The organism is Pseudomonas sp. 7P_10.2_Bac1 (assembly GCF_025465935.1).
In the GTDB taxonomy this organism is placed as follows: domain Bacteria; phylum Pseudomonadota; class Gammaproteobacteria; order Pseudomonadales; family Pseudomonadaceae; genus Aquipseudomonas.
This window is the reverse complement of sequence record NZ_JANLNV010000076.1, coordinates 12,659-32,399: the sequence shown is the minus strand read 5'-3', so window position 1 is coordinate 32,399 and position 19,741 is coordinate 12,659. Positions and strand designations below refer to the sequence as shown.

Below are 19,741 nucleotides of genomic sequence, written 5' to 3'. Positions count from 1 at the left end.
ACTACGGGCTTTGGATTTTCTCGCTCTGCACGTTGACGTACAGCGCACGTCCGGCGCCCAGTCCGGCAACGATTGCACACAGACCAATCACGGCAAAAATCCAGCCCAGGGCATCCCACCCCCCGGTGACTTCATGCACCACACCCACCGCCAGCGGGCCCAGTGAAGCTAGGGTGTAACCCACGCCCTGGGCCATGCCCGAGAGATTAGCGGCCACATGGGAATCGCGAGAGCGCAGCACAATCAGAGTCAGCGCCAGGCTGAATGCCCCGCCCTGCCCCAGGCCCAGCGCAATGGCCCAGCCCCACAGGCTTTCCATCGGCGCATACAGACAACCAAACAGACCGGCCAGGGTCATGCCCATAACGACCACGATCGCCAGACGCTGATCCTTGCCACGCGTGGCCAGCCATGGCGCCGTCAGCGCCGTGGCCAACTGCACAATCACCGAGCCAGACATCACCAGCCCGGCCTGGGTCGGCGTTAATCCACGGCCGATCAGAATCGACGGCAACCAGCCGAACACAATGTAGGACAACGAAGATTGCAGACCCATGTAGAACGTCACTTGCCAAGCCAGACGATCACGTAAAAGGCCTTGCACGCGGTAGGAAACATTGTGCGCTCCTTGGCGTTTACCCGCCTGCGGCAACCAGAAAATGGCGGCAAGTAACGCAGGCAGTGCCCAAAAACCCAGGCCCAGCGCCCAGCTCTCGCCCAAGTACTGGCTCAACGGCACCGTCGCTCCCGCTGCCAAGGCCGCGCCCAGACACAGCGCCATGGTGTAGACACCGGTCATGGTGCCGGCATGCCCGGCGAAATCGCGCTTGATGATCCCAGGCAGCAAGACGCCGATGACCCCGATACTGGCGCCTGCCAGAATGCTCCCGGCAAACAGTCCCACTTCCCCCAGGCAACTGCGTAAAACAATCCCGCCCCCCAACGTCAGCAAAATCCCGAGCACGACCCGCTCAGTGCCAAAGTGCCGTGCCAGAATCGGCGCCAACGGTGCAAACAGCCCCAGACAGAGCACCGGCAGCGTGGTCAACAGACCGGCTTGCGCCGCCGACAACCCCAGACTGTCCGACACCACGCCCAGCAGCGGCGCCACGCTCGACAGTGCCGGGCGCAAGTTAAGCGCCACCAGTACCAGCCCCAACAGCAATAGCCATGGACGTACTAACGGCGGGGTTTGCGGCTCGTGCTCGTCATCCGCTTCGGCGTCGATCAGCAATTGGTCGAGTTCATCCAAATGACGAACAGGTTCAGTGCTGGCTGATGAGGGGTGGTTCATGGCCTTCTCCGGTTCAAGGTTCATTGATCAACGTCCGGCAAAGCGCCATAGCCCGTTGTGGGTCTTGTTGTTTGACGGCCTCCAGTAGTTCGATGTGCAGGTCGAACACCGATTGGCGGCGCGGGTAGATATCCAACGTCTTGCGCAGTTGGCTGGAAACAATGCTCGAGGTATAGCGATACAACTCACTCAAGGCCGGGTTGTGCGCGGCATCAATCAAATGCTGGTGAAACTGCAGGTCACAGCAAATGTAAGTGTCGAGTTCGCCGTGGTAGTGCTGACCACTGACGTCGAGCGCCTGTTGCATCCGCCGCAAATCCTCGTCAGTACGACGCAGAGCAGCGAGGCCAACGGCCTCGACTTCAAGGATGTGGCGCATCTCGCGCACTTGGTCCATTGAACAGGCCGACAACGTGCGCAAGGTGTCCATGGGGTCGACCCGGCCACGCAAGTAGCTACCGTCGCCCTGGCGGATCTCGATCAGCCCGGCAAAGGCCAGCACGCGCATGGCTTCACGCACAGTGTTGCGGCTGATGCCCAGTTCTGCTGCCAACTCCGGTTCGGTCGGCAAGCGCTGGCCGACTTCCCACGCGCCGTTGTTAATCCGCGCGCGCAGTTGTTCAAGGGCCTGATCGACGAGGGAGCGTTTTATCAGTGGCGAAGCGTCTGTCATTGAATTCGTCTTTTCGTCCAATCATAGGATGAATTTTCCTACATGGTAGTCAGCGCTCTGCCAGAGGGCAATCAAGGACAAATAGAAATAGCGGACTTAAATCTTGGGCGGGAGAAGTGACGCGGGGCTTGTGGTCGCTGCCGCAGGCTGCGATTTTTTGATGTTAAAGGTCAAAAAATCGCCGCCGGCGGCAGCTCCACAGACATAAAGAGTCCGTCTCAGACGGTTACATCAATGCAGAATCTGATTCAGGAACAGCTTGGTCCGATCGTTTTGCGGGTTGTCGAAAAAGTCATTGGGCGCGGCCTGTTCGACGATCTCTCCTTTGTCCATAAAGATCACCCGGTTGGCCACGGTGCGGGCGAACCCCATTTCATGGGTCACGCAGAGCATGGTCATGCCGTCTTCAGCCAGGCCGATCATGGTATCGAGCACTTCCTTGACCATTTCCGGGTCCAGTGCCGAGGTCGGCTCGTCGAACAGCATGATCTTGGGCTTCATGCACAGCGCTCGAGCAATGGCCACTCGCTGCTGCTGACCACCTGACAACTGCCCCGGAAACTTGTGGGCCTGCTCGGGAATGCGCACACGCTGCAGATAATGCATGGCGATTTCTTCGGCCTGACGCTTGGGCATTTTGCGTACCCACATCGGCGCCAGAGTGCAGTTCTGCAGAATGGTCAGGTGCGGGAACAAATTGAAATGCTGGAACACCATGCCGACTTCACGTCGCACGCTTTCTATCTGCTTGATGTCGTTGGTCAACTCGACACCGTCCACCACAATGCGCCCTTGCTGGTGCTCTTCCAGGCGATTGAGGCAGCGGATGGTGGTCGACTTGCCCGAGCCCGAAGGCCCGCACAACACGATCCGCTCACCCGGCTGCACATTCAGATTGATGTCTTTGAGCACATGAAACTGGCCGTACCACTTATTCACGCCTTGCATCTGAATAATGCCTTCAGGGCTAGCAGGCTTTTTGCTTACTTCACTCATGTCCAACTCCTACTAACGCTTGTGGCCAGTGTCCAGCTTGCGCTCCAGATGCACGGAGTAGCGGGACATACCGAAACAGAAAATCCAGAACACCAACGCTGCAAACACATAGCCCTCGGTCGCCATGCCCAGCCATTTCGGGTCTGCGGCGGCTTGCTTGACGCTGTTGAGCAGATCGAACAGGCCGATGATGATCACCAGGCTAGTGTCCTTGAACAGGGCAATAAAGGTGTTCACGATGCCGGGAATCACCAGCTTCAAGGCTTGCGGCAGGATCACCAGGCCCATGCTGCGCCAGTAACCCAGCCCCATGGCCGCAGAGGCTTCGTACTGGCCTTTGGGGATGGCCTGCAAACCGCCGCGCACCACTTCGGCCACGTACGCCGACTGGAACAGAATCACCCCGATCAAAGCCCGCAGCAGCTTGTCGAAGTTCATGCCTTCGGGCAGAAACAACGGCAGCATCACCGATGACATGAACAGCACAGTAATAAGCGGCACGCCGCGCCAGAACTCGATGAACGTTACGCACACCACGCGAATCGCCGGCATGTCCGATCGCCGCCCCAGCGCCAGCAGGATGCCCAATGGCAGAGCACCGGCGATGCCGACGGTGGCGATGACTAACGTCAGCATCAGGCCGCCCCATTGACTGGTTGCGACGCTGGTCAGGCCCCAATGCCCGCCGTGCAACAGGCTGTAGGCGAGAATCGGGTAGATCACCAAAAAGCTCAGGCCGTAAACCGCCTTGTGCGTAAAGCGCGAGATAAACAACGGTGCAGCACCGAAAATGGCCAGCAATACCGTCAAATCGACGCGCCAGCGCAGTGCAAGCGGATAGTAGCCATACATGAACTGACTGAAACGCTGCTCGATAAACACCCAGCAGGCACCGCTTTTAGTGCAATCCGCCCGCGTTGTACCCACCCAGTTGGCGTCCAAAAGGGTCCAGCTCAACAGAGGCGGCACGATCAACCAGACCAGGTAGATCGCAAACAGCGTAAGCAGAGTGTTAAGCCAATTGGAGAACAGATTCGCCCGTGCCCAGGCAATCACCCCCATACGATTGCCCGGAGGCGGCATGTCAGGTTTGAAAACATGAGTTGTCATCGTTGCGCCCTCACCGCTCAATTAGCGCAATGCGCGTGTTGTACCAGTTCATCAGTAGCGAAATGCTGATGCTGATCGCCAGATAAACGCTCATGGTGATGGCAATGACTTCAATCGCTTGCCCGGTCTGGTTCAGCACCGTGCCGGCAAACAGGGAAACCATTTCCGGATAACCGATACCGGCGGCCAGCGATGAGTTTTTCACCAGGTTGAGGTATTGGCTGGTCAGCGGCGGAATGATCACGCGCAACGCCTGCGGGATGATCACCTTGCGCAGTGTTGGCCCGGGGCGCAGCCCTAGCGAGGCAGCCGCCTCGGTCTGACCATGGCTGACCGACTTGATGCCCGAACGTACGATTTCAGCAATAAAGGCGGCGGTATACACCGTCAAGGCGATAGTCAGCGCCAGCAGTTCCGGGATCAGTACCCAGCCACCGACAAAGTTGAAGCCCTTGAGCTCTGGCATTTCCCAATGCACCGGCGAGCCGGAGATCAGCACGCACAGCCCCGGAATCACCAGCAATAAGCCCAACCCTGCCCAGAACGAGTGAAACAGGACGCCGGTCGCTTCAAAACGCTTGTTGGCCCAACGCACCATCACAACCACGGCCACGATCGCCAGCAGCACGCTGATCACAAAAGGCCAGAACGCTGGCGTGGCAATGGCGGCCGGCATGTTCAGGCCGCGACTGCTCATGTAAAAAGTGTCGGCAAAGTTGTGACTGTTGCGTGGCCCCGGCATGGTCAAAAAAACCGCGAAGTACCAGAACAGAATTTGCAGCAGCGGCGGAATGTTGCGAAATACTTCAACGTAAACCGTGGCCAGTTTGTTGATCATCCAGTTGGGAGACAAACGGGCAACGCCAACTATAAAGCCCAGAATGGTCGCCAGAACCACGCCAATCACAGACACCAGCAGCGTGTTCAGCAGGCCGATCAAAAACACCCGCGCGTAGCTGTCAGACTCGGTGTAATGAATTAAATGCTGTGCAATGCCGAACCCGGCACTGCGTTCCAGAAAGTCGAAGCCCGAAGTAATACCCCGGTGTTGCAAGTTGGTCTGGGTGTTGTGGAACAGGTACCAACCCACGAAGACCACCACCGCGACGGTGATGATTTGAAATACCCACGCACGCACACGTGGATCGCCAAGGCTGAACCTGGGCTTGGGTGCGCCGACTTTTGTCTGCATGAAAGGCCCCAGCAAAAAATGAATCAAAACAGCACCCGGTGGTTGGCCCACCGGGTGACAGGGCTATCAGCGCACAGGCGGTGCGTATTGAATGCCGCCGTTGTTCCACAAAGCGTTCAGCCCGCGGTCAATGGCCAGCGGGGTGCCTTTACCGAGGTTTTTCTCAAACACTTCGCCGTAGTTACCAACCTGGCTGACGATCTGTACAACCCAGTCCTTCGGCAATTTCAGGTCTTTGCCGTACTCGCCGTCAGCACCCAGCAAGCGGGCAACATCCGGGTTTTTGGTCGACTTGGCTTCAGCGACGACGTTTTTCGAGGTGATGCCTGCCTCTTCAGCGTTGAGCATGGCAAACAGGGTCCAGCGCACGATGCTGAACCAGTCTTCGTCCCCTTTACGCACGACAGGGCCCAGTGGCTCCTTGGAAATGGTTTCTGGCAGCACGACGTAATCGCCAGGGTTCGCCAGTTTGCTGCGCTGTGCATACAGCTGGGATTTATCGGAAGTCAGTACGTCGCAACGGCCGCTCTCAAGTGACTTGGCGCTTTCGTCTGAAGTATCGAAAGTAATCGGGGTGTATTTCAGATTGTTCGCACGGAAGTAATCCGAAACGTTGAGCTCTGTGGTGGTACCGGCCTGAATACAAATGGTCGCGCCATCCAGTTCCTTGGCACTTTTTACGCCCAGCTTGTTGTTGACCAAAAAGCCAACGCCGTCGTAATACGTGACGCCGGTAAACAGCATCCCCATGCCCGCATCACGGGAACTGGTCCAGGTGGTGTTGCGCGACAGGATATCCACTTCGCCCGATTGCAGCGCGGTAAAACGCTCCTTGGCATTCAACTGGCTGAACTTGACCTTAGTGGCATCGCCAAATACGGCAGCCGCCACAGCGCGGCATACATCGGCATCGATCCCCAAAATCTTGCCGTCTTTATCAGGCACCGAAAAACCCGGCAAACCATCGCTGACACCACACTGCACGAAACCTTTCTTCTTAACGCCATCCAGTGTTGCGCCGGCATGAGCGAAACCCGTGACACTCAAGACAACAGCGGCAGTGGCCAGAGCCAGGGTGGATTTCAACTGCTTCATTCAAACCTCCAATTTTGCTTTGTTGTGTTTGAACAAGACCCGCCGCCCCCTTGTGAGGCAGTGTTGACCCGTGTTGGCTTTTTATTGGGTCAAGCGGCATAAGCCTTGAGCGATGGATATATCGCACTCGCCTTCAAACTGAAGCGCTCGCTTGAGCTTTTGGAACTCCCTGTCTAACTTCACCTGTCAGGTTTTTTGCTGCCCCACCTTCGCCTGTAGCCTGTTAGTGTTGTCCGCGAAGATGAGTCAGCTAACGTCACTGAGTTCATAGCAAGGCCCGTACCATAGCGGCGCACTTAAGCGATTCAGCCCCGCTTTCAAGGTAAAACGTTCAAGCAGGCGGCATCTTCTGCAAATTTGAAATGAACACGCACCGTTCTCGAGCATCTTTGGCACGCGAACGCCCAACGATGGAGCAGCCATGACCCAACCCCTGATCATTCAGCCGCAAAAGACCGCAGACGCTTGCGTTATCTGGCTTCACGGCTTAGGCGCCGACCGCTATGACTTCCTGCCGGTGGCTGAAGCGCTGCAAGAGACCCTGTTAACCACGCGGTTTGTTTTGCCTCAGGCGCCGACCCGTCCGGTAACGGTCAATGGCGGATATGCCATGCCCAGTTGGTACGACATCAAGGCCATGAGCCCGGCACGCTCGATCAGTGAGCAAGAGTTGAACGACTCGGCAGACACCGTCATTGAGCTGATCGAAGAGCAGAAAAGGGCCGGAATAGACGCCAGCCGAATCTTCCTTGCCGGCTTTTCCCAGGGCGGCGCCGTGGTGTTCCACACCGCCTATTTAAAATGGCAGGGAGCGTTGGGTGGCGTACTTGCCCTCTCCACCTACGCCCCAACGTTCAGCAATGAACTGGAACTGTCCGCCAGCCAGCAACGCACGCCGGCCTTGTGCCTGCATGGCCAATACGACGAGGTCGTCCAAAACGCCATGGGCCGTACGGCGTATGAACATTTGAAACGTTTGGGGGTAAGCGTCACATGGCAGGAATACCCAATGGGGCATGAAGTATTGCCCGAGGAAATTCGCGACATCGGTGCCTGGCTGACCAAACATCTGGGTTAAAAACGAAACATCCCGCCGTTTACTACGCCGAGCACGCGACTTGCATTACACTGCCCGGCGTACATTCCTTAACCAACTGATGAGATGACCGTGCTCAAAGCACTTAAAAAAATATTCGGCAAAAGCGAGGCTGAGCCGCTCGCGCCAGCGTCCTCGACACCCCCTAGCAGCCCCAGCCCGCGAACCGACGCGCTACAGCCTGGGCGTTCTGCACCTGCCAAAGCCGCGGTGTCCACTCCCGCCGCCACGCCTGCACCTGAACCTGCGCGCGCAGAAAAACCCAAAGCCGCCAAACCGCGGCGCGCACCGGCGCCAAAGCCTGTTGTAATTCCGTGGAAACTCGAAGACTTCGTGGTTGAGCCCCAAGAAGGCAAAACTCGCTTCCACGACTTCAAGCTCGCCCCTGAACTGATGCACGCCATCCAGGACCTGGGCTTCCCATACTGCACGCCGATTCAGGCGCAAGTCCTGGGTTACACCCTCAGTGGCCGCGATGCCATTGGCCGCGCCCAGACCGGCACCGGCAAAACCGCCGCGTTCCTGATCTCGATCATCAGCCAGTTGACGCAAACCCCGCCGCCCAAAGAGCGTTACATGGGTGAGCCACGCGCACTCATCATCGCGCCAACCCGCGAACTGGTTGTGCAAATCGCTAAAGATGCCGCTGACTTGACCAAATACACGAACCTCAACGTCATGAGTTTCGTGGGCGGTATGGACTTTGACAAACAGCTCAAGCAACTGGAAGCCCGTCACTGCGACATTCTGGTAGCAACACCGGGCCGTCTGCTGGACTTCAACCAGCGCGGCGAAGTGCATTTGGACATGGTTGAAGTGATGGTCCTGGACGAAGCTGATCGCATGCTCGACATGGGCTTCATCCCTCAAGTGCGCCAGATCATTCGTCATACCCCGCCGAAATCCGAACGTCAGACCTTGCTGTTCTCCGCGACCTTCACCGAAGACGTGATGAACCTGGCCAAACAATGGACCACCGACCCTGCGATCGTTGAAATCGAAGCGCAAAACGTCGCCAATGAATTAGTTGAACAGCACGTTTATGCGGTGGCGGGTGCAGACAAATACAAATTGTTGTTCAACCTGGTGAACGATAACGGCTGGGAACGCGTCATCGTCTTCGCCAACCGCAAGGATGAAGTGCGGCGTATTGAAGAGCGCCTAGTGCGAGACGGCATCAACGCTGCCCAACTGTCGGGCGACGTCCCCCAGCACAAACGCATCAAAACCCTCGAAGGCTTCCGCGAAGGCAAGATACGCGTACTGGTTGCCACCGACGTCGCAGGTCGCGGCATCCACATCGACGGTATCAGCCACGTCATCAACTTCACCCTACCCGAAGTGCCGGACGACTACGTCCACCGTATTGGCCGGACCGGCCGGGCGGGCGCGGCGGGTGTCTCCATCAGCTTCGCCGGTGAAGACGACTCGTACCAGTTGCCGTCCATCGAAGAAAAGCTGGGCCGCAAAATCAGTTGCGAAACACCGCCGACTGAATTGCTGCGGCCGGTGGTGAAAGCGCTGCGCAAGCCGTTTGACCCGGCTGAGACGGTTTAAGACACCTGCCTTGGAGCGAGTTTGCGCGATCTTTGAAAGATCAAAAGATCGCGAGGCAAGCTCGCTCCTACCGCTTTATTGAGCGTCAGACTCAACAGTGGTTTCTCTCTCCGCGAATTTAACTTTGTAGTAATCAAACAAACTCTGACCTTTCTTCAAAGCCTGACAAAGTTCGGCGCTTTGTTGCAGTAACTCGGCACTGGGCTTGGCATGTTGCTCGGCAGGCAAGGGTTTTGACCATTCGCGGATAGAGTCAGGGAAAGCAGCTTTCGGTCGGGTATAAATCCACTCCGAAAACCGGCACGGTAAAGTCCAGCCGCTACAGAATTGAATGGTTAAAAAACCAAAGGCATAGACCGGCCACGAATGCATTTCCCGATACACACCCCGGCACATATGAAAGTACGCTACGGAGCCCTCCTGGAACTCTTCGTCACTAACAATGGCTCCGGCAAGGCCAGTGGCCCCTCCTCCATATAGACCCGCAACGCCTCCCATTCGCTGACCGCCAAACTTAAATGGCCAACGTTAAGGGTCAACCACACAACCTCGCCACTGGTACTGTCGCGCAGCCCTATCATCAGTGAATAACTGTGCGTAACGGCGTATGGATTAACGGTTGTTCCAACCGTGACGCAGGCAATGACTTCTTCCCATAGGACGATTAATGGGGGTTCACCTTGTTGGCGAACGTAGGCTACTTCCCGACGTTGGCGAATAAAGCGGACAGGCGGGACGGAGGTTATTTGGTGAATGCTTTTATATAAAAAACAAAAACTTATTAATACGAAACAACCAATAACCCCCCAAATTGGCCATGTCGTTAAAAAAGGCCACCAACCTTCAAAAAAATCTTCTTTATGGCGGCGTCCCCACGCAGCAATTCCAGAGACCATAAAGAAAAAAATCATCAAAAACGCATGCGAACCTACAGATGCCCTTACTGCAAATTCCAAACCGCTTACACTATGTGCAAAATCCAAAAAAACGTCATTAAACTCGCGGTGCATCCGTTGCCCGCTAAAGGCGGCCATTCCCGTAGGTAAAGGTCTGGGCGCTAGATAAAATGCCTACGTGCCGCTTTCAATCTCAAAATCTCCGGCATGAGGTAGTCGGTTGTACTTGGGATCACTCATTAAAATTTTCCGACTTCAATTCATACCCATCCATACTGCCAATAAGTGCAATACCCTCCACACCTTTGATCGGTAGATTAATATTCCCCACATCCAAAGGAATACGGTAGTGCAGGAATAAATCTTCAAACTTGAGTGGACTAACTGCAAGCTCTGGCTGCACCGAAATACGCATCAGCATTATTGACTGAGTGCCACACCACTCAGAGTGGCAACTTAAGTTGCAAGGTGAGGGGATTATTTTCTATAAAACGAAAACTATTAATCACCACCTCGCCGACATCGATAGCGGCGATTACTGTCCCGGCGAGATACGCTGGCGTTGTGCTTCTAAGTGTCTTGGCTTTTCAGCAATACGTTCAGGTTCGCGATGCGGATGCTGAATTGCTGAACGTCCAGTCCAGACGACTGCCAAACGCAGGCAAGATGTAATAGGGGTGCACATGCAAATACTCACCCACCGCTTGCAGGCTTTCATCGGTTCGGCACAGGTCGCGTACGCAGTTGTACTCAGCTACCAGCGCAGCCTGCAGTTGCTCTTCACGTTGGGGGTCGAAGTACCACAGGCTGCGATGGAGATTGCCAGTGGCAAACAACTGAGTGCGATCTTGCGTGATGCGATCCAGACGCTCAGTCCAGCGTTTGATATGCACCCGCTCAGCTTCAAGGTAGGCGGTCATTTCCTGATGCCGCACCAGATCATGAATACCCCGTGAGCCTAGGCCTCGACCTTGCAGTGCTGCGTCGCCGTGGTCCTGCAGGGCTTCGATGTCGTCTTCTAATTCTTTATAAAGCGGCTCACCAAGAGTAGCGTGCATGACCTGTTGCTTGTCTTTGGCCAGCTGTTGCGCAGCGCGTTTCTCTGCCCCGAATTCTTGGTCTGGTGAATCCACAGCAGGCATTTTATTCAGTGGCACGCCTCGGGCCGTATTCCGCGCATTCAAGTAGTCGTAGATGGCCTCACGTTGCTGCTCTGTGGTTTTCTCAAACAGTTTGGCGCTGACACCTGCACTCGGCGCGCTTTGGTCGTTAAGCACCATCAGGGTTTCGATGTAACTGCCCATCAGGTATTTGAGTTCCTGTTTCTCGTTGGCTACCCACTCATCAATCCAGCCCACGACCGTGTCTTGTTCCTGAGCCAGATCTCGCATAACGCCTAATGTGTCGTTAAACACCAAATACATAGGGTCGTGTTCATAGGCCGCGAGCATTTGCCGTTTGACCGCTGCCATGTGGGTCTTTTTAAACAGCGGCTGATCTTCCCACCCTTAGTCCTGGGTTTCTTGTGAGTGCATGCCCTCGCTTGATACTTCGCTTGAAGATGTCTCGGACACTTCGGCCAGCCATTGCTTGGCTTGTACAGCGGTGAGTAAATGCTGCCCCCTCCTTGACGCAGTCAGCTGCGCTCAAGTCGACGACTTGCATGAAATGATCGCGCTCGTCACGACTGCCGATCATTTTTGAGCATTTGTGGGCTGTCCATGCCTTGACGCTGGTCCTGATTGATCTCAGCGCCCTGCCATACAAATTGGGTGATTTCACCGTGTTGAACGCGGTATTCGTGCAAATAACCGCTGCTGTTATTAATCACGTACAACCAGCCGTCACGCAACAGACGTATGCCCAGCGGGCGCGACGCAAGCGGGTAAGGCATCGCCAACTCAGCGGCAGCAGTTGCACCTTGGCTTTGCGTAACGGGCATACACCCAGGGCGGACTTAGCGTCACTACGGCTCAGATCGATGTGGTTTGGGTTGTTCATACTCGACTCCCCTCAAAAACCACACTACGCAAGTACGCCAGTTCGGCAGCTTTCTCGATGCGCTGTGAAGGCGTAAGCGTTGAGGTTTCGTTAATCAAAGCGGCGATGTCAGAGTGCTGCTCTAGCGCGTAATCACCCAGTAACAAGAACACATTGGTGTAGAGACAAATGTCCTGGTTGCTGGTGAACCCGCAGGCGTAAGCTTTGTCAGCACGCTCACGCACCCACCGCCAGCGCACATCGCTCGACCATTGCGCTCCATAGCCTGGAAATTTTTCCCGCACATGCTTTTCCAACACCTTGAGAGTGCTGCGAAAACGCACTTCGTCGAGCATGGCTTGTTGAGCCTCGCACAAGGCATACGGTTGCGCAGGTAATGGACGCGGTATGTCGCCAGGGCGGATGTGATGTTGCCAAGTGTTGTGGATCACATCCGGCAGAACCACTTGGTCAATCGGGCCGAATACTTCAGGTTTTTGCGTACCTGCCGCATGGCTCATTACGGCTTGCATCACGGCCGGATCGGCCACCCTCAGCCACACTTTTTGGCCTTGCGGCTGGTAGTGAGCATTGAGCAATAAGCGCAAGTGAGTGATGACGTCGAAGGAACTCGCCTCGCTGAAAATCAAATAACCCCATTCCTCAACGGCATGGGCGAAGTAATGACTGAGGCCAGGGGTATTCGGCCCGTTGAGCGTAATCAGGCACGGTGATAGTTCGTTGCAAGGTGCCAATGGCGTGTTGGCATACAACAGTTGCAGATCCGGCGTACCAAACCACTCATAGGCTTGGGCCAGCAGGTTCTTCACGCTCACTCCGTCAAGCACTAAATAAGCATGGCGCTGCCAGGGCAGGTGCTTGGGCAGTGTTTCAAACGTCAGCATTAGCGCTTTCCTGATAGCTATTTTGCGCAAGGGCTTCGCATTGAGGGCAAGAGGGGTTGCCCTCGATCAAAGCCTGCATTTGAGTTGAGGGGGCTATCGATACGCTCTGCAATTGCGCCACCTCCCCCGGCAACAACGGCACCGCCGGCATGCCCGGCACCGGTAACCCACCCAGCAATATCGGGCAACTGGCGTAGATGCCCGCTGCACCGATCAATACGTGCTGCCCGCTCGCCATCAGGGTGATGTTGGCGCCGGCCTGGAGGATTACCCGCGCACCCGCCTTGATGTGGACTTGCATTCCTGCCTCGGCCACCAGCGCGCCGCCTACCAGGGTGTGACTGCTGACGGCAACGGCCAGGTGGTCGTTGGCGTTGACCTGGACCTTGCGATCCAGGCTGACGCTGCGGTGTTCTTCTGCCTTAACGATCGAGACGCTGTTGCCGGTGATGGTTTCTTCGCGTTTACCCTCAACCTGCAGGCGGCTGTCGTTTTTGATGTGTTGTTGCAGGTCGCGCTGGGCGTGGAGGTAGATGTGTTCCTGGCCTTTGCGGTCTTCGATACGCAGTTCGTTGTAGCCGCTGCCGCCTGGGGTGCTGCGGCTGCGTAATACGCTTTGGGTTTTGTTGGCGGGCAGTGCAAGCGGGGTCGGATTAAGGCTGTTGGCCAGGCAGCCATTGATGATGGGTTGGTCCGGATCGCCATTCAGATAGCCCACCAGCACTTCCATGCCCACTCGGGGGATGGTGACGGCGCCGTGGCTGTCCCCCGCCCAACTGGACGAGACGCGCAGCCAGCAACTGCTTTGATCATCGTCAACAGCACTGCGGTCCCAGTGGAATTTAACCCGGACTCGGCCGTACTCATCGCAATGGATTTCCTCCCCCACAGGCCCGGTAACGCGAGCGGTCTGGCTGCCCAGAAGCCGAGGTTTGGCGAAGACCGCTTGCGGACGGTAGGTGACTTCTTGCGGTGTTGCATGAAAGGTGTTGCGGTAGCCTTGGGTAAAATCGTCCCCATCGACCGGTTGTGAGGTGCTGCCCAGCTCCTCCAGTACTTGCGGTTGTTTGCCGTGATGGTGAATGGCTGTCAGCAACCAACCGCTGTTGAACGCCGCATTGCTGTGCTGGCTCATCGTCAGGAAGTGCCCTGTGCACAGGGCCGGCTGATTACTGCTGCCCTTGGCCTGGCGATAGCCGGTCTGGTGGTGCTCAAGTGTGCGCTGGCTTTGCTGTTGGCCATAGGCCTGCTCGGTGAAACGGCCAGGGAAGATGTAGTTTTCGAGTGCGCGTTCGGTGAGCTCAGGGCTGCTGCCAGCCTCCAGCACACGGCTGGCTTGCTGAAAGTCGTAATCACGGCGAACGGTACGATTGGTGCAGGCTTGCAGGCGCAGCTCAAAGTGCTCGATGGACGGCTCCGAGGCCACCAGGCCCTTGCCCTGCACGTAGGGGGTGGGAGGGTTGAGTGAGGTAAACGCCTGCTGTTTGTCGCCGAAAACCAGATGATGGCTGTCAGGTGAATGTTGAAAGTGGTAGTGAAACCCTTCTTCGCAACACAGGCGCTGAATAAAGTGCAAATCGGACTCGCCGTATTGCACGCAGTATTCACGTGGCATGTAAGACGAAAAGGATTGGAAGGTGTAGGCATCGCCGAGAATGCCGTGTTCTTCAAGCAGGGTCTCGATGATCTGCTGCACCGTCAGGTGCTGGAAAATACGCTGGTTGGTGCGATAAGCCAGATTGGCAAGCCGCGGCTCCAGAGTCAGGCGATAGTGAGTCAGTCGCGCACCTGACTGACTGCGGCCGATACTGGAAATATGCCCGTGGATGCCCTGGCCTTGCCCATCAAACGCCAGAAAGGCAGGTTGTTGCAGCAGTGCATCGAGGTCCAGGTCTGAGCGATCGCTGACCAGCTCGAGTGCGAACGTGTAAGGCGCGCTGATGGCTTCATCGCCCGTAAATGCCAGCACCTGAAGGTCATGGTATGCGCCATTGATTTTCAGGTTAAAACGGTTGTTACGGGCTGATATGGCCATCCGTGAATCCTCCCCGACATAAAGCCGGGAACGCTAACGGATGAATAGAACTCGACGCTGTAGGAGACTTCCGAAAGAAATAAAAGAAATCACGCTGCGTACGGGCTGCGATCTTTTTGTCTCAGAAAAAATCACAGCCTTCGCACTTCGGCCGTTCCTACAATTCGGGGAGTGAGCGCTGCCAGCGCTCGGCGGCGGCGTCGTCGCTGGCCCGCCCTTCGACCCAACGCGGGCCCTCGGCGGTCTGTTCTTTCTTCCAGAAAGGCGCGCGGGTTTTCAGGTAGTCCATCACAAAAGCGCAAGCATCAAAGGCCGCCTGTCGATGAGCACTGGCCACGCCGACAAAGACAATAGGCTCACCCGGCTCCAGCGCCCCAACCCGATGCAACACTTCAAGGCTCAACAACGGCCAGCGCTGTTGCGCCTCGACCACGATTTTAGTCAGGGCCTTTTCGGTCATGCCGGGGTAATGCTCCAGAAACATCCCGGCCACTTCACGCCCGTCGTTGAAGTCGCGCACGTAGCCGACAAAACTCACTACCGCGCCCACTCCCAGATTGGCCGCATGCAGTGCGTTAACCTCGGCGCCGGGATCAAAGGCTGCCGCTTGTACCCGAACGGCCATGGTTCAACCTCCCGTCACAGGCGGAAAAAATGCCACAGTGTCGCCGTCCGCCAGAGGCTCATCGAGCTTGCACAGATCTTCATTGCGCGCACACATCAGATTGGACTCGGCCAGCACCTGCCAAGCCCCGCCGCGTTGCAGCAAAGACTCACGCAGTTGCGCAACGGTCGCGAATTCGCCATCGACCCATTCACGGTCCAGCCCCAGCGCTTCGCGGTAGCGGGCGAAGAAATGAACGGTGAGTGTCATGACGCGTCTGCCTGAAAGTGGCCACTCTTGCCGCCGAGCTTTTCCAGCACGCGCACGTTCTCGATGGTCATCCCACGGTCGACCGCCTTGCACATGTCGTAAATGGTCAGGGCCGCAACGCTGGCTGCGGTCAGAGCTTCCATCTCGACACCGGTCTGCCCGGACAGCTTGCACCGCGCAACGATCAACACCGCGTCAGCGCCTTGCGCGCTGATGTCGACTTTGACGCTGGTGAGCATCAGCGGATGGCACAGCGGGATTAAATCCGAGGTTTTTTTCGCCGCCTGAATACCGGCAATCCGCGCCACGGCAAACACGTCGCCCTTGGGATGGCCTCCGTTGACGATCATGTCCAGGGTTTCAGCACGCATGCGTACCACGGCTTGTGCCGTCGCCTCACGGAACGTCACCGCTTTGTCGGTGACATCGACCATATTGGCGCGGCCTTGGGCATCTAAATGAGTCAGCACAGGGAGTTCTCCAGACAAGAGCTGCAAGTGTAAGCCCGAGGTGCTGATTTGCCCATGTGTGCGACGGCCATCGACCTCACGAATACCGCGCATCCGAACATCGAATTGGCCCTCGGCCGTGTTTGCACATACAACGTGCACATCGTTCAGAGAGGACACCTCCATGCCATTTTTTATAGCCATTGCCTTGAGTTTACTGGCCGGCGCCGCCGTGCCGATGCAAGCCGGCAGCAACGCCCGACTCGGAATCGTACTCGGTCACCCATTCTGGGCCACGGTCATTTCCCTGATGGTCAGCGGCGCCGCAATCGCCGTGGTGATACTGCTGGTCAAAGTGCCCCGCCCCAATCTTGGCGCACTGCTGGACGGCCCTTGGTGGATGTGGCTTGGCGGCCTGGCCGGAGTGTTTTACATCACCGTGGCACTGATGACTGTGCCGCGCCTGGGCGCGCTCAACTTCATCATGGCGGTGGTGGTGGGCCAGTTGATTATCTCGCTGGCGATTGATTACTTCGGCTTGCTCGGGCTGCCAAAAAACACTCCCAGCCTGCAAAAATTGTTGGGCGTAAGTGTGGTGCTGGCCGGATTTTTGATCGCTTCGCGCGGCTGATTATGGGTAGGCAAGCTCGCTCTTATCAAACACAAAATAAGTCATTGATTGTTAAGGCCCTGTAGGAGCGAGCTTGCCTCGCGATCTTTTGATCTTGATCTAAGAGGCCCCGTTAAACCACGCCGGCCGAGCGCAGGTTTTGCGCAGTAGTGCACCCAGCAGAACGCCGGGTTGGCCGCGACACGGCCCAACAAGCGTTTGGCCACTTTGCGCTTTTCAAAGTGGCACGGCTTAAGGCCGGAACCCTAAGTGGCCTTTACCGCAGCAATGGATATGTACAAAAAATCAAGAGCCCCCTCACCCTAGCCCTCTCCCGAAGGAGAGGGAACCGATTGGGGGAGGCTGAAGATACTTGCGGTCCTGTTTGCTACGCGACAGCACGGCGTCAAAGACGGGGCGGCAACTCCTACAGTGAAACCTGACGTAACACGTCGCGCAGCCAGCGATGCCCCGGATCGTCACTGAAACGCTGATGCCAGACTTGCACGTAGTTAAACGGTGCCACGTTCAACGGCGGCGGCAATCTGATCAGTGAAGCGGCCAATGGCAGGCTGTCCAGGGTGCGGGTGGCAACCGTCAGGATCAGGTCCGTGTCGCCAATCATGCTTGGGGCAGCACTCCAATGTGGCACGTTGACCGCCACATGGCGTTGCAAGCCCTGGGCGCGCAACACGTTGTCGACTTCGCCCTGGGTGTTGCCGTCCATCGACACCAGCACGTGGGGGTGTTGCAGATAAGTATCGAGGTCCAGCACGCCATTCTCGGGCAAGACGTTGCGGTTGAGTAGGCAGGTAAAGGTTTCTTCGAACAGCACCTCGCTGCACAGGAACTCGGGCAGCGTAGCGAAAACACCCAGCGCCAGGTCGATCTTGCCGTGTTCAAGCTGCTCAAGCATGCCCAGGCGGCTGTCCTGGACCACCACCAGCGAGATGCCAGGCGCCAGTTCGCGTAATTGTTCCACCAACTTGGGCAGCACGATGGCCGCGCCGTAATCGGACATCGCCACACGAAATGTGCGTTGCGATTCCCCCGGCACAAAGTCGACCGACTGACCGAGCAAGGTTTCGATCTGCCCCAGAATCACCTTGAGCGGCGCCTGAAGGTTTTGCGCCAGCGTACTGAGCACCACTTCGTTGCCCTGCCGAATCAGCAGCGGGTCATTGAGCAACACTCGAAGCTTGCTCAGCGAATGACTGATGGCCGGCTGGCTCAAGTGCAAACGCACACCGGTGCGGGTTACATGCTTTTCCGTGAGCAGCGCATCAAGCACCACCAGCAGATTCAAATCGATATTGCGCAGTAACACCCTGGCAGCTCCTGATTAAACATGGCTGGCGCCAAAACGAAATCGGGCGGCTCTAGGCCGCCCGGATCAAGGTTATGTCAGAAGTGTTAGAGATGCGACTCCGCGTACTCGGCCAGGATAGAACGAGGTACGCCTTGCAGGGCGATGTGCACGCCGTTGGGGAAATCTTTGAAACGCTCCGTCAGGTAGGTCAGGCCCGAGCTGGTGGCCGACAGATAAGGGGTATCGATCTGCGCCAGGTTGCCCAGGCACACCACTTTGGAACCTGCACCGGCACGGGTGATGATGGTTTTCATCTGGTGTGGCGTCAGGTTCTGGCACTCGTCAATCAGGATCAGGCTTTGCTGGAAACTACGCCCCCGGATGTAGTTCAGCGATTTGAACTGCAAAGGCACTTTGCTGAGGATGTAATCCACGCTGCCGTGGGTGCTCTCGTCATCCATATGCAACGCTTCGAGGTTATCGGTGATAGCGCCCAGCCAGGGCTCCATCTTCTCGGCCTCGGTCCCCGGCAAGAAGCCGATTTCCTGGTCCAGGCCTTGCACGCTGCGGGTACAGATAATCCGTCGATAGCGTTTGCTGACCATGGTTTGTTCAATGGCAGCGGCCAGCGCCAGAATGGTTTTGCCCGAGCCCGCCGCACCCGACAGGTTGACCAGATGAATATCCGGGTCGAGCAAGGCGAACAGCGCCAGGCCCTGGTAAATGTCCCGCGGTTTCAAACCCCAGGCTTCCTGATGAAGCAGCGGTTCCTGGTGCATGTCGAGGATCAGCAGGTGGTCCTTACGCACCTCTTTGATCCAGCCCACAAACCCCTGCTCATCAATGATGAATTCGTTGATGTGCACCGCCGGCAGGTTTTCGTTCATTTGCACCTGATGCCAGGTGCGGCCATGCCCTTGACGGGTTTCGACCTTGCTTACGCGGTCCCAGAACGAACCGGTCATGGTGTGATAGCCGCGAGACAGCATCGACACGTCATCAACCAGTTGGTCAGTGCTGTAGTCCTCAGACTCAACCCCACAGGCCCGCGCCTTGAGCCGCATGTTGATGTCTTTGGTCACCAGCACCACGTGCAAGCCAGGGTCGCGGGCATGCAGATCAATCAGTTGGTTGATGATGATGTTGTCGTTGAGGTTTTCAGGGAGCAGCGCATTGGGCTCTTTGCGCCGGTTCATCAGGATGGACAGAAAGCCCTTGGGGCCACTTTTGCCGCGCTGGATCGGCACGCCCTTTTCTACATCTTCAGGCGATGCCGCACCCAGGGTCTGATCAATCAAACGAATGGCCTGGCGGCACTCGGCGGCCACCAATTGCTTGCCGGTTTTGAGTTTGTCGAGTTCTTCAAGCACCGTCATCGGGATGGCGACGTGGTGTTCCTCGAAGTTGAGCAATGCATTGGGATCGTGAATCAGAACATTGGTATCGAGTACATAAAGGATTGGCTGGTTGGAAGAAGGAGTGCGTCCGTGATCATCCATACTCGGTCACCTTTGTGGGAGCCATTCGACGCAATACCTCAACAGTGCTGCGCCTCGAAGTGACTGCCGAACTCATCTTTTCTGTCAGATGAATGCCCTGCCCGATGGGTCTTGGAAGACGCCACCTGTGTGGCAGGTTTCGGCGGTCTGTCTTCGTAATACTCCAAATCG

Annotated in this window: 20 protein-coding genes and 1 pseudogene; 3 read left to right on the top strand and 18 right to left on the bottom strand. The window is 56.7% G+C overall.

What is annotated here, in order from left to right:
• Nucleotide 1: 1 nt before the first annotated feature.
• From NTD86_RS15880 to NTD86_RS15855, 6 genes are all read right to left on the bottom strand, one after another.
• Nucleotides 2-1,318, bottom strand: a complete 1,317-nt coding sequence (locus NTD86_RS15880) for a CynX/NimT family MFS transporter (RefSeq protein WP_262203597.1) — start codon at nucleotides 1,316-1,318, stop codon at nucleotides 2-4.
• On the bottom strand, nucleotides 1,308-1,967 hold the full coding sequence (locus NTD86_RS15875) for a FadR/GntR family transcriptional regulator (protein WP_262203596.1): 660 nt from the start codon (nucleotides 1,965-1,967) through the stop codon (nucleotides 1,308-1,310). Before NTD86_RS15875 ends, NTD86_RS15880 begins: the two co-directional genes overlap by 11 nt.
• 231 nt (nucleotides 1,968-2,198) lie before the next feature.
• Nucleotides 2,199-2,963 carry an amino acid ABC transporter ATP-binding protein gene (locus NTD86_RS15870; RefSeq protein ID WP_262203595.1) on the bottom strand — a complete coding sequence of 255 codons (765 nt, stop codon included), beginning with the start codon at nucleotides 2,961-2,963 and terminating at the stop codon, nucleotides 2,199-2,201.
• A gap of 12 nt (nucleotides 2,964-2,975) precedes the next feature.
• On the bottom strand, nucleotides 2,976-4,073 hold the full coding sequence (locus NTD86_RS15865) for an amino acid ABC transporter permease (protein WP_262203594.1): 1,098 nt from the start codon (nucleotides 4,071-4,073) through the stop codon (nucleotides 2,976-2,978).
• 10 nt (nucleotides 4,074-4,083) lie between these two features.
• On the bottom strand, nucleotides 4,084-5,265 hold the full coding sequence (locus tag NTD86_RS15860; RefSeq protein ID WP_262203593.1) for an amino acid ABC transporter permease: 1,182 nt from the start codon (nucleotides 5,263-5,265) through the stop codon (nucleotides 4,084-4,086).
• Between the two features lie 66 nt (nucleotides 5,266-5,331).
• Nucleotides 5,332-6,360, bottom strand: coding sequence for an amino acid ABC transporter substrate-binding protein (locus NTD86_RS15855; RefSeq protein ID WP_262203591.1), 1,029 nt, complete (start codon nucleotides 6,358-6,360; stop codon nucleotides 5,332-5,334).
• 421 nt (nucleotides 6,361-6,781) lie between these two features.
• On the opposite strand from NTD86_RS15855, the gene NTD86_RS15850 reads away from it, so the two are divergent.
• Nucleotides 6,782-7,438 (top strand): alpha/beta hydrolase, encoded by a 657-nt coding sequence (locus tag NTD86_RS15850; RefSeq protein WP_262203589.1) that lies wholly within the window; start codon nucleotides 6,782-6,784, stop codon nucleotides 7,436-7,438.
• 84 nt (nucleotides 7,439-7,522) lie between these two features.
• The gene (gene rhlB, locus NTD86_RS15845) at nucleotides 7,523-9,013 is read left to right on the top strand and encodes an ATP-dependent RNA helicase RhlB (protein WP_262203588.1); all 1,491 of its coding nucleotides are present in this window, start codon (nucleotides 7,523-7,525) and stop codon (nucleotides 9,011-9,013) included.
• Nucleotides 9,014-9,088: 75 nt separating this feature from the next.
• On the opposite strand, the gene NTD86_RS15840 is transcribed toward rhlB, so the two are convergent.
• From NTD86_RS15840 to moaC, 10 genes and pseudogenes are all read right to left on the bottom strand, one after another.
• Nucleotides 9,089-9,385, bottom strand: a complete 297-nt coding sequence (locus NTD86_RS15840; protein WP_262203587.1) for a hypothetical protein — start codon at nucleotides 9,383-9,385, stop codon at nucleotides 9,089-9,091.
• A 35-nt stretch (nucleotides 9,386-9,420) separates the two neighbouring features.
• Nucleotides 9,421-10,023, bottom strand: coding sequence for a hypothetical protein (locus NTD86_RS15835; protein WP_262203585.1), 603 nt, complete (start codon nucleotides 10,021-10,023; stop codon nucleotides 9,421-9,423).
• A gap of 118 nt (nucleotides 10,024-10,141) precedes the next feature.
• On the bottom strand, nucleotides 10,142-10,330 hold the full coding sequence (locus NTD86_RS15830; protein ID WP_262203584.1) for a hypothetical protein: 189 nt from the start codon (nucleotides 10,328-10,330) through the stop codon (nucleotides 10,142-10,144).
• A 178-nt stretch (nucleotides 10,331-10,508) separates the two neighbouring features.
• Nucleotides 10,509-11,381: a hypothetical protein gene (locus NTD86_RS15825; RefSeq protein ID WP_262203582.1), complete on the bottom strand. Its 873-nt coding sequence runs from the start codon at nucleotides 11,379-11,381 to the stop codon at nucleotides 10,509-10,511.
• 209 nt (nucleotides 11,382-11,590) lie between these two features.
• Nucleotides 11,591-11,854: pseudogene (locus tag NTD86_RS15820) on the bottom strand (toxin VasX); the annotation flags it as partial.
• 52 nt (nucleotides 11,855-11,906) lie between these two features.
• Entirely contained in the window at nucleotides 11,907-12,794 is an 888-nt protein-coding gene (locus tag NTD86_RS15815) for a DUF4123 domain-containing protein (protein WP_262203579.1), read from the bottom strand.
• A complete protein-coding gene (locus tag NTD86_RS15810; protein WP_262203578.1) occupies nucleotides 12,781-14,829 on the bottom strand; it encodes a type VI secretion system tip protein VgrG in 2,049 nt (682 codons plus the stop codon). Before NTD86_RS15810 ends, NTD86_RS15815 begins: the two co-directional genes overlap by 14 nt.
• A gap of 157 nt (nucleotides 14,830-14,986) precedes the next feature.
• A complete protein-coding gene (gene moaE, locus NTD86_RS15805; protein ID WP_262203576.1) occupies nucleotides 14,987-15,454 on the bottom strand; it encodes a molybdopterin synthase catalytic subunit MoaE in 468 nt (155 codons plus the stop codon).
• 3 nt (nucleotides 15,455-15,457) lie between these two features.
• Nucleotides 15,458-15,703 carry a molybdopterin converting factor subunit 1 gene (moaD, locus tag NTD86_RS15800; protein ID WP_262203574.1) on the bottom strand — a complete coding sequence of 82 codons (246 nt, stop codon included), beginning with the start codon at nucleotides 15,701-15,703 and terminating at the stop codon, nucleotides 15,458-15,460.
• On the bottom strand, nucleotides 15,700-16,173 hold the full coding sequence (gene moaC / locus NTD86_RS15795; RefSeq protein ID WP_262203573.1) for a cyclic pyranopterin monophosphate synthase MoaC: 474 nt from the start codon (nucleotides 16,171-16,173) through the stop codon (nucleotides 15,700-15,702). The genes moaD and moaC overlap by 4 nt, the downstream gene beginning before the upstream one ends.
• A 163-nt stretch (nucleotides 16,174-16,336) precedes the next feature.
• Here moaC and NTD86_RS15790 point away from each other — a divergent pair, with 163 nt between their 5' ends.
• Nucleotides 16,337-16,783: a DMT family transporter gene (locus tag NTD86_RS15790; RefSeq protein ID WP_262203572.1), complete on the top strand. Its 447-nt coding sequence runs from the start codon at nucleotides 16,337-16,339 to the stop codon at nucleotides 16,781-16,783.
• 406 nt (nucleotides 16,784-17,189) lie between these two features.
• Here the strand turns inward: NTD86_RS15790 and NTD86_RS15785 are convergent, their stop codons facing one another.
• Nucleotides 17,190-18,089, bottom strand: coding sequence for a LysR family transcriptional regulator (locus NTD86_RS15785; RefSeq protein WP_262203571.1), 900 nt, complete (start codon nucleotides 18,087-18,089; stop codon nucleotides 17,190-17,192).
• A gap of 86 nt (nucleotides 18,090-18,175) precedes the next feature.
• Entirely contained in the window at nucleotides 18,176-19,570 is a 1,395-nt protein-coding gene (locus tag NTD86_RS15780) for a PhoH family protein (protein WP_262203569.1), read from the bottom strand.
• Nucleotides 19,571-19,741 lie beyond the last annotated feature (171 nt).

Excerpts from the sequence above, each read along its gene's own strand:
- NTD86_RS15830 (WP_262203584.1), bottom strand. The coding sequence starts at position 10,330 with ATGCTGATGCGTATTTCGGTGCAGCCAGAGCTTGCAGTTAGTCCACTC.
- NTD86_RS15880 (WP_262203597.1), bottom strand. The coding sequence starts at position 1,318 with ATGAACCTTGAACCGGAGAAGGCCATGAACCACCCCTCATCAGCCAGC.
- NTD86_RS15840 (WP_262203587.1), bottom strand. The coding sequence starts at position 9,385 with ATGCATTCGTGGCCGGTCTATGCCTTTGGTTTTTTAACCATTCAATTC.
- NTD86_RS15860 (WP_262203593.1), bottom strand. The coding sequence starts at position 5,265 with ATGCAGACAAAAGTCGGCGCACCCAAGCCCAGGTTCAGCCTTGGCGAT.
- rhlB (WP_262203588.1), top strand. The coding sequence starts at position 7,523 with ATGACCGTGCTCAAAGCACTTAAAAAAATATTCGGCAAAAGCGAGGCT.
- NTD86_RS15865 (WP_262203594.1), bottom strand. The coding sequence starts at position 4,073 with ATGACAACTCATGTTTTCAAACCTGACATGCCGCCTCCGGGCAATCGT.
- NTD86_RS15835 (WP_262203585.1), bottom strand. The coding sequence starts at position 10,023 with ATGCACCGCGAGTTTAATGACGTTTTTTTGGATTTTGCACATAGTGTA.
- NTD86_RS15850 (WP_262203589.1), top strand. The coding sequence starts at position 6,782 with ATGACCCAACCCCTGATCATTCAGCCGCAAAAGACCGCAGACGCTTGC.
- NTD86_RS15780 (WP_262203569.1), bottom strand. The coding sequence starts at position 19,570 with ATGGATGATCACGGACGCACTCCTTCTTCCAACCAGCCAATCCTTTAT.
- moaD (WP_262203574.1), bottom strand. The coding sequence starts at position 15,703 with ATGACACTCACCGTTCATTTCTTCGCCCGCTACCGCGAAGCGCTGGGG.
- NTD86_RS15810 (WP_262203578.1), bottom strand. The coding sequence starts at position 14,829 with ATGGCCATATCAGCCCGTAACAACCGTTTTAACCTGAAAATCAATGGC.
- NTD86_RS15825 (WP_262203582.1), bottom strand. The coding sequence starts at position 11,381 with ATGGCAGCGGTCAAACGGCAAATGCTCGCGGCCTATGAACACGACCCT.
- NTD86_RS15855 (WP_262203591.1), bottom strand. The coding sequence starts at position 6,360 with ATGAAGCAGTTGAAATCCACCCTGGCTCTGGCCACTGCCGCTGTTGTC.
- moaE (WP_262203576.1), bottom strand. The coding sequence starts at position 15,454 with ATGGCCGTTCGGGTACAAGCGGCAGCCTTTGATCCCGGCGCCGAGGTT.
- NTD86_RS15875 (WP_262203596.1), bottom strand. The coding sequence starts at position 1,967 with ATGACAGACGCTTCGCCACTGATAAAACGCTCCCTCGTCGATCAGGCC.
- NTD86_RS15790 (WP_262203572.1), top strand. The coding sequence starts at position 16,337 with ATGCCATTTTTTATAGCCATTGCCTTGAGTTTACTGGCCGGCGCCGCC.
- NTD86_RS15815 (WP_262203579.1), bottom strand. The coding sequence starts at position 12,794 with ATGCTGACGTTTGAAACACTGCCCAAGCACCTGCCCTGGCAGCGCCAT.
- NTD86_RS15870 (WP_262203595.1), bottom strand. The coding sequence starts at position 2,963 with ATGAGTGAAGTAAGCAAAAAGCCTGCTAGCCCTGAAGGCATTATTCAG.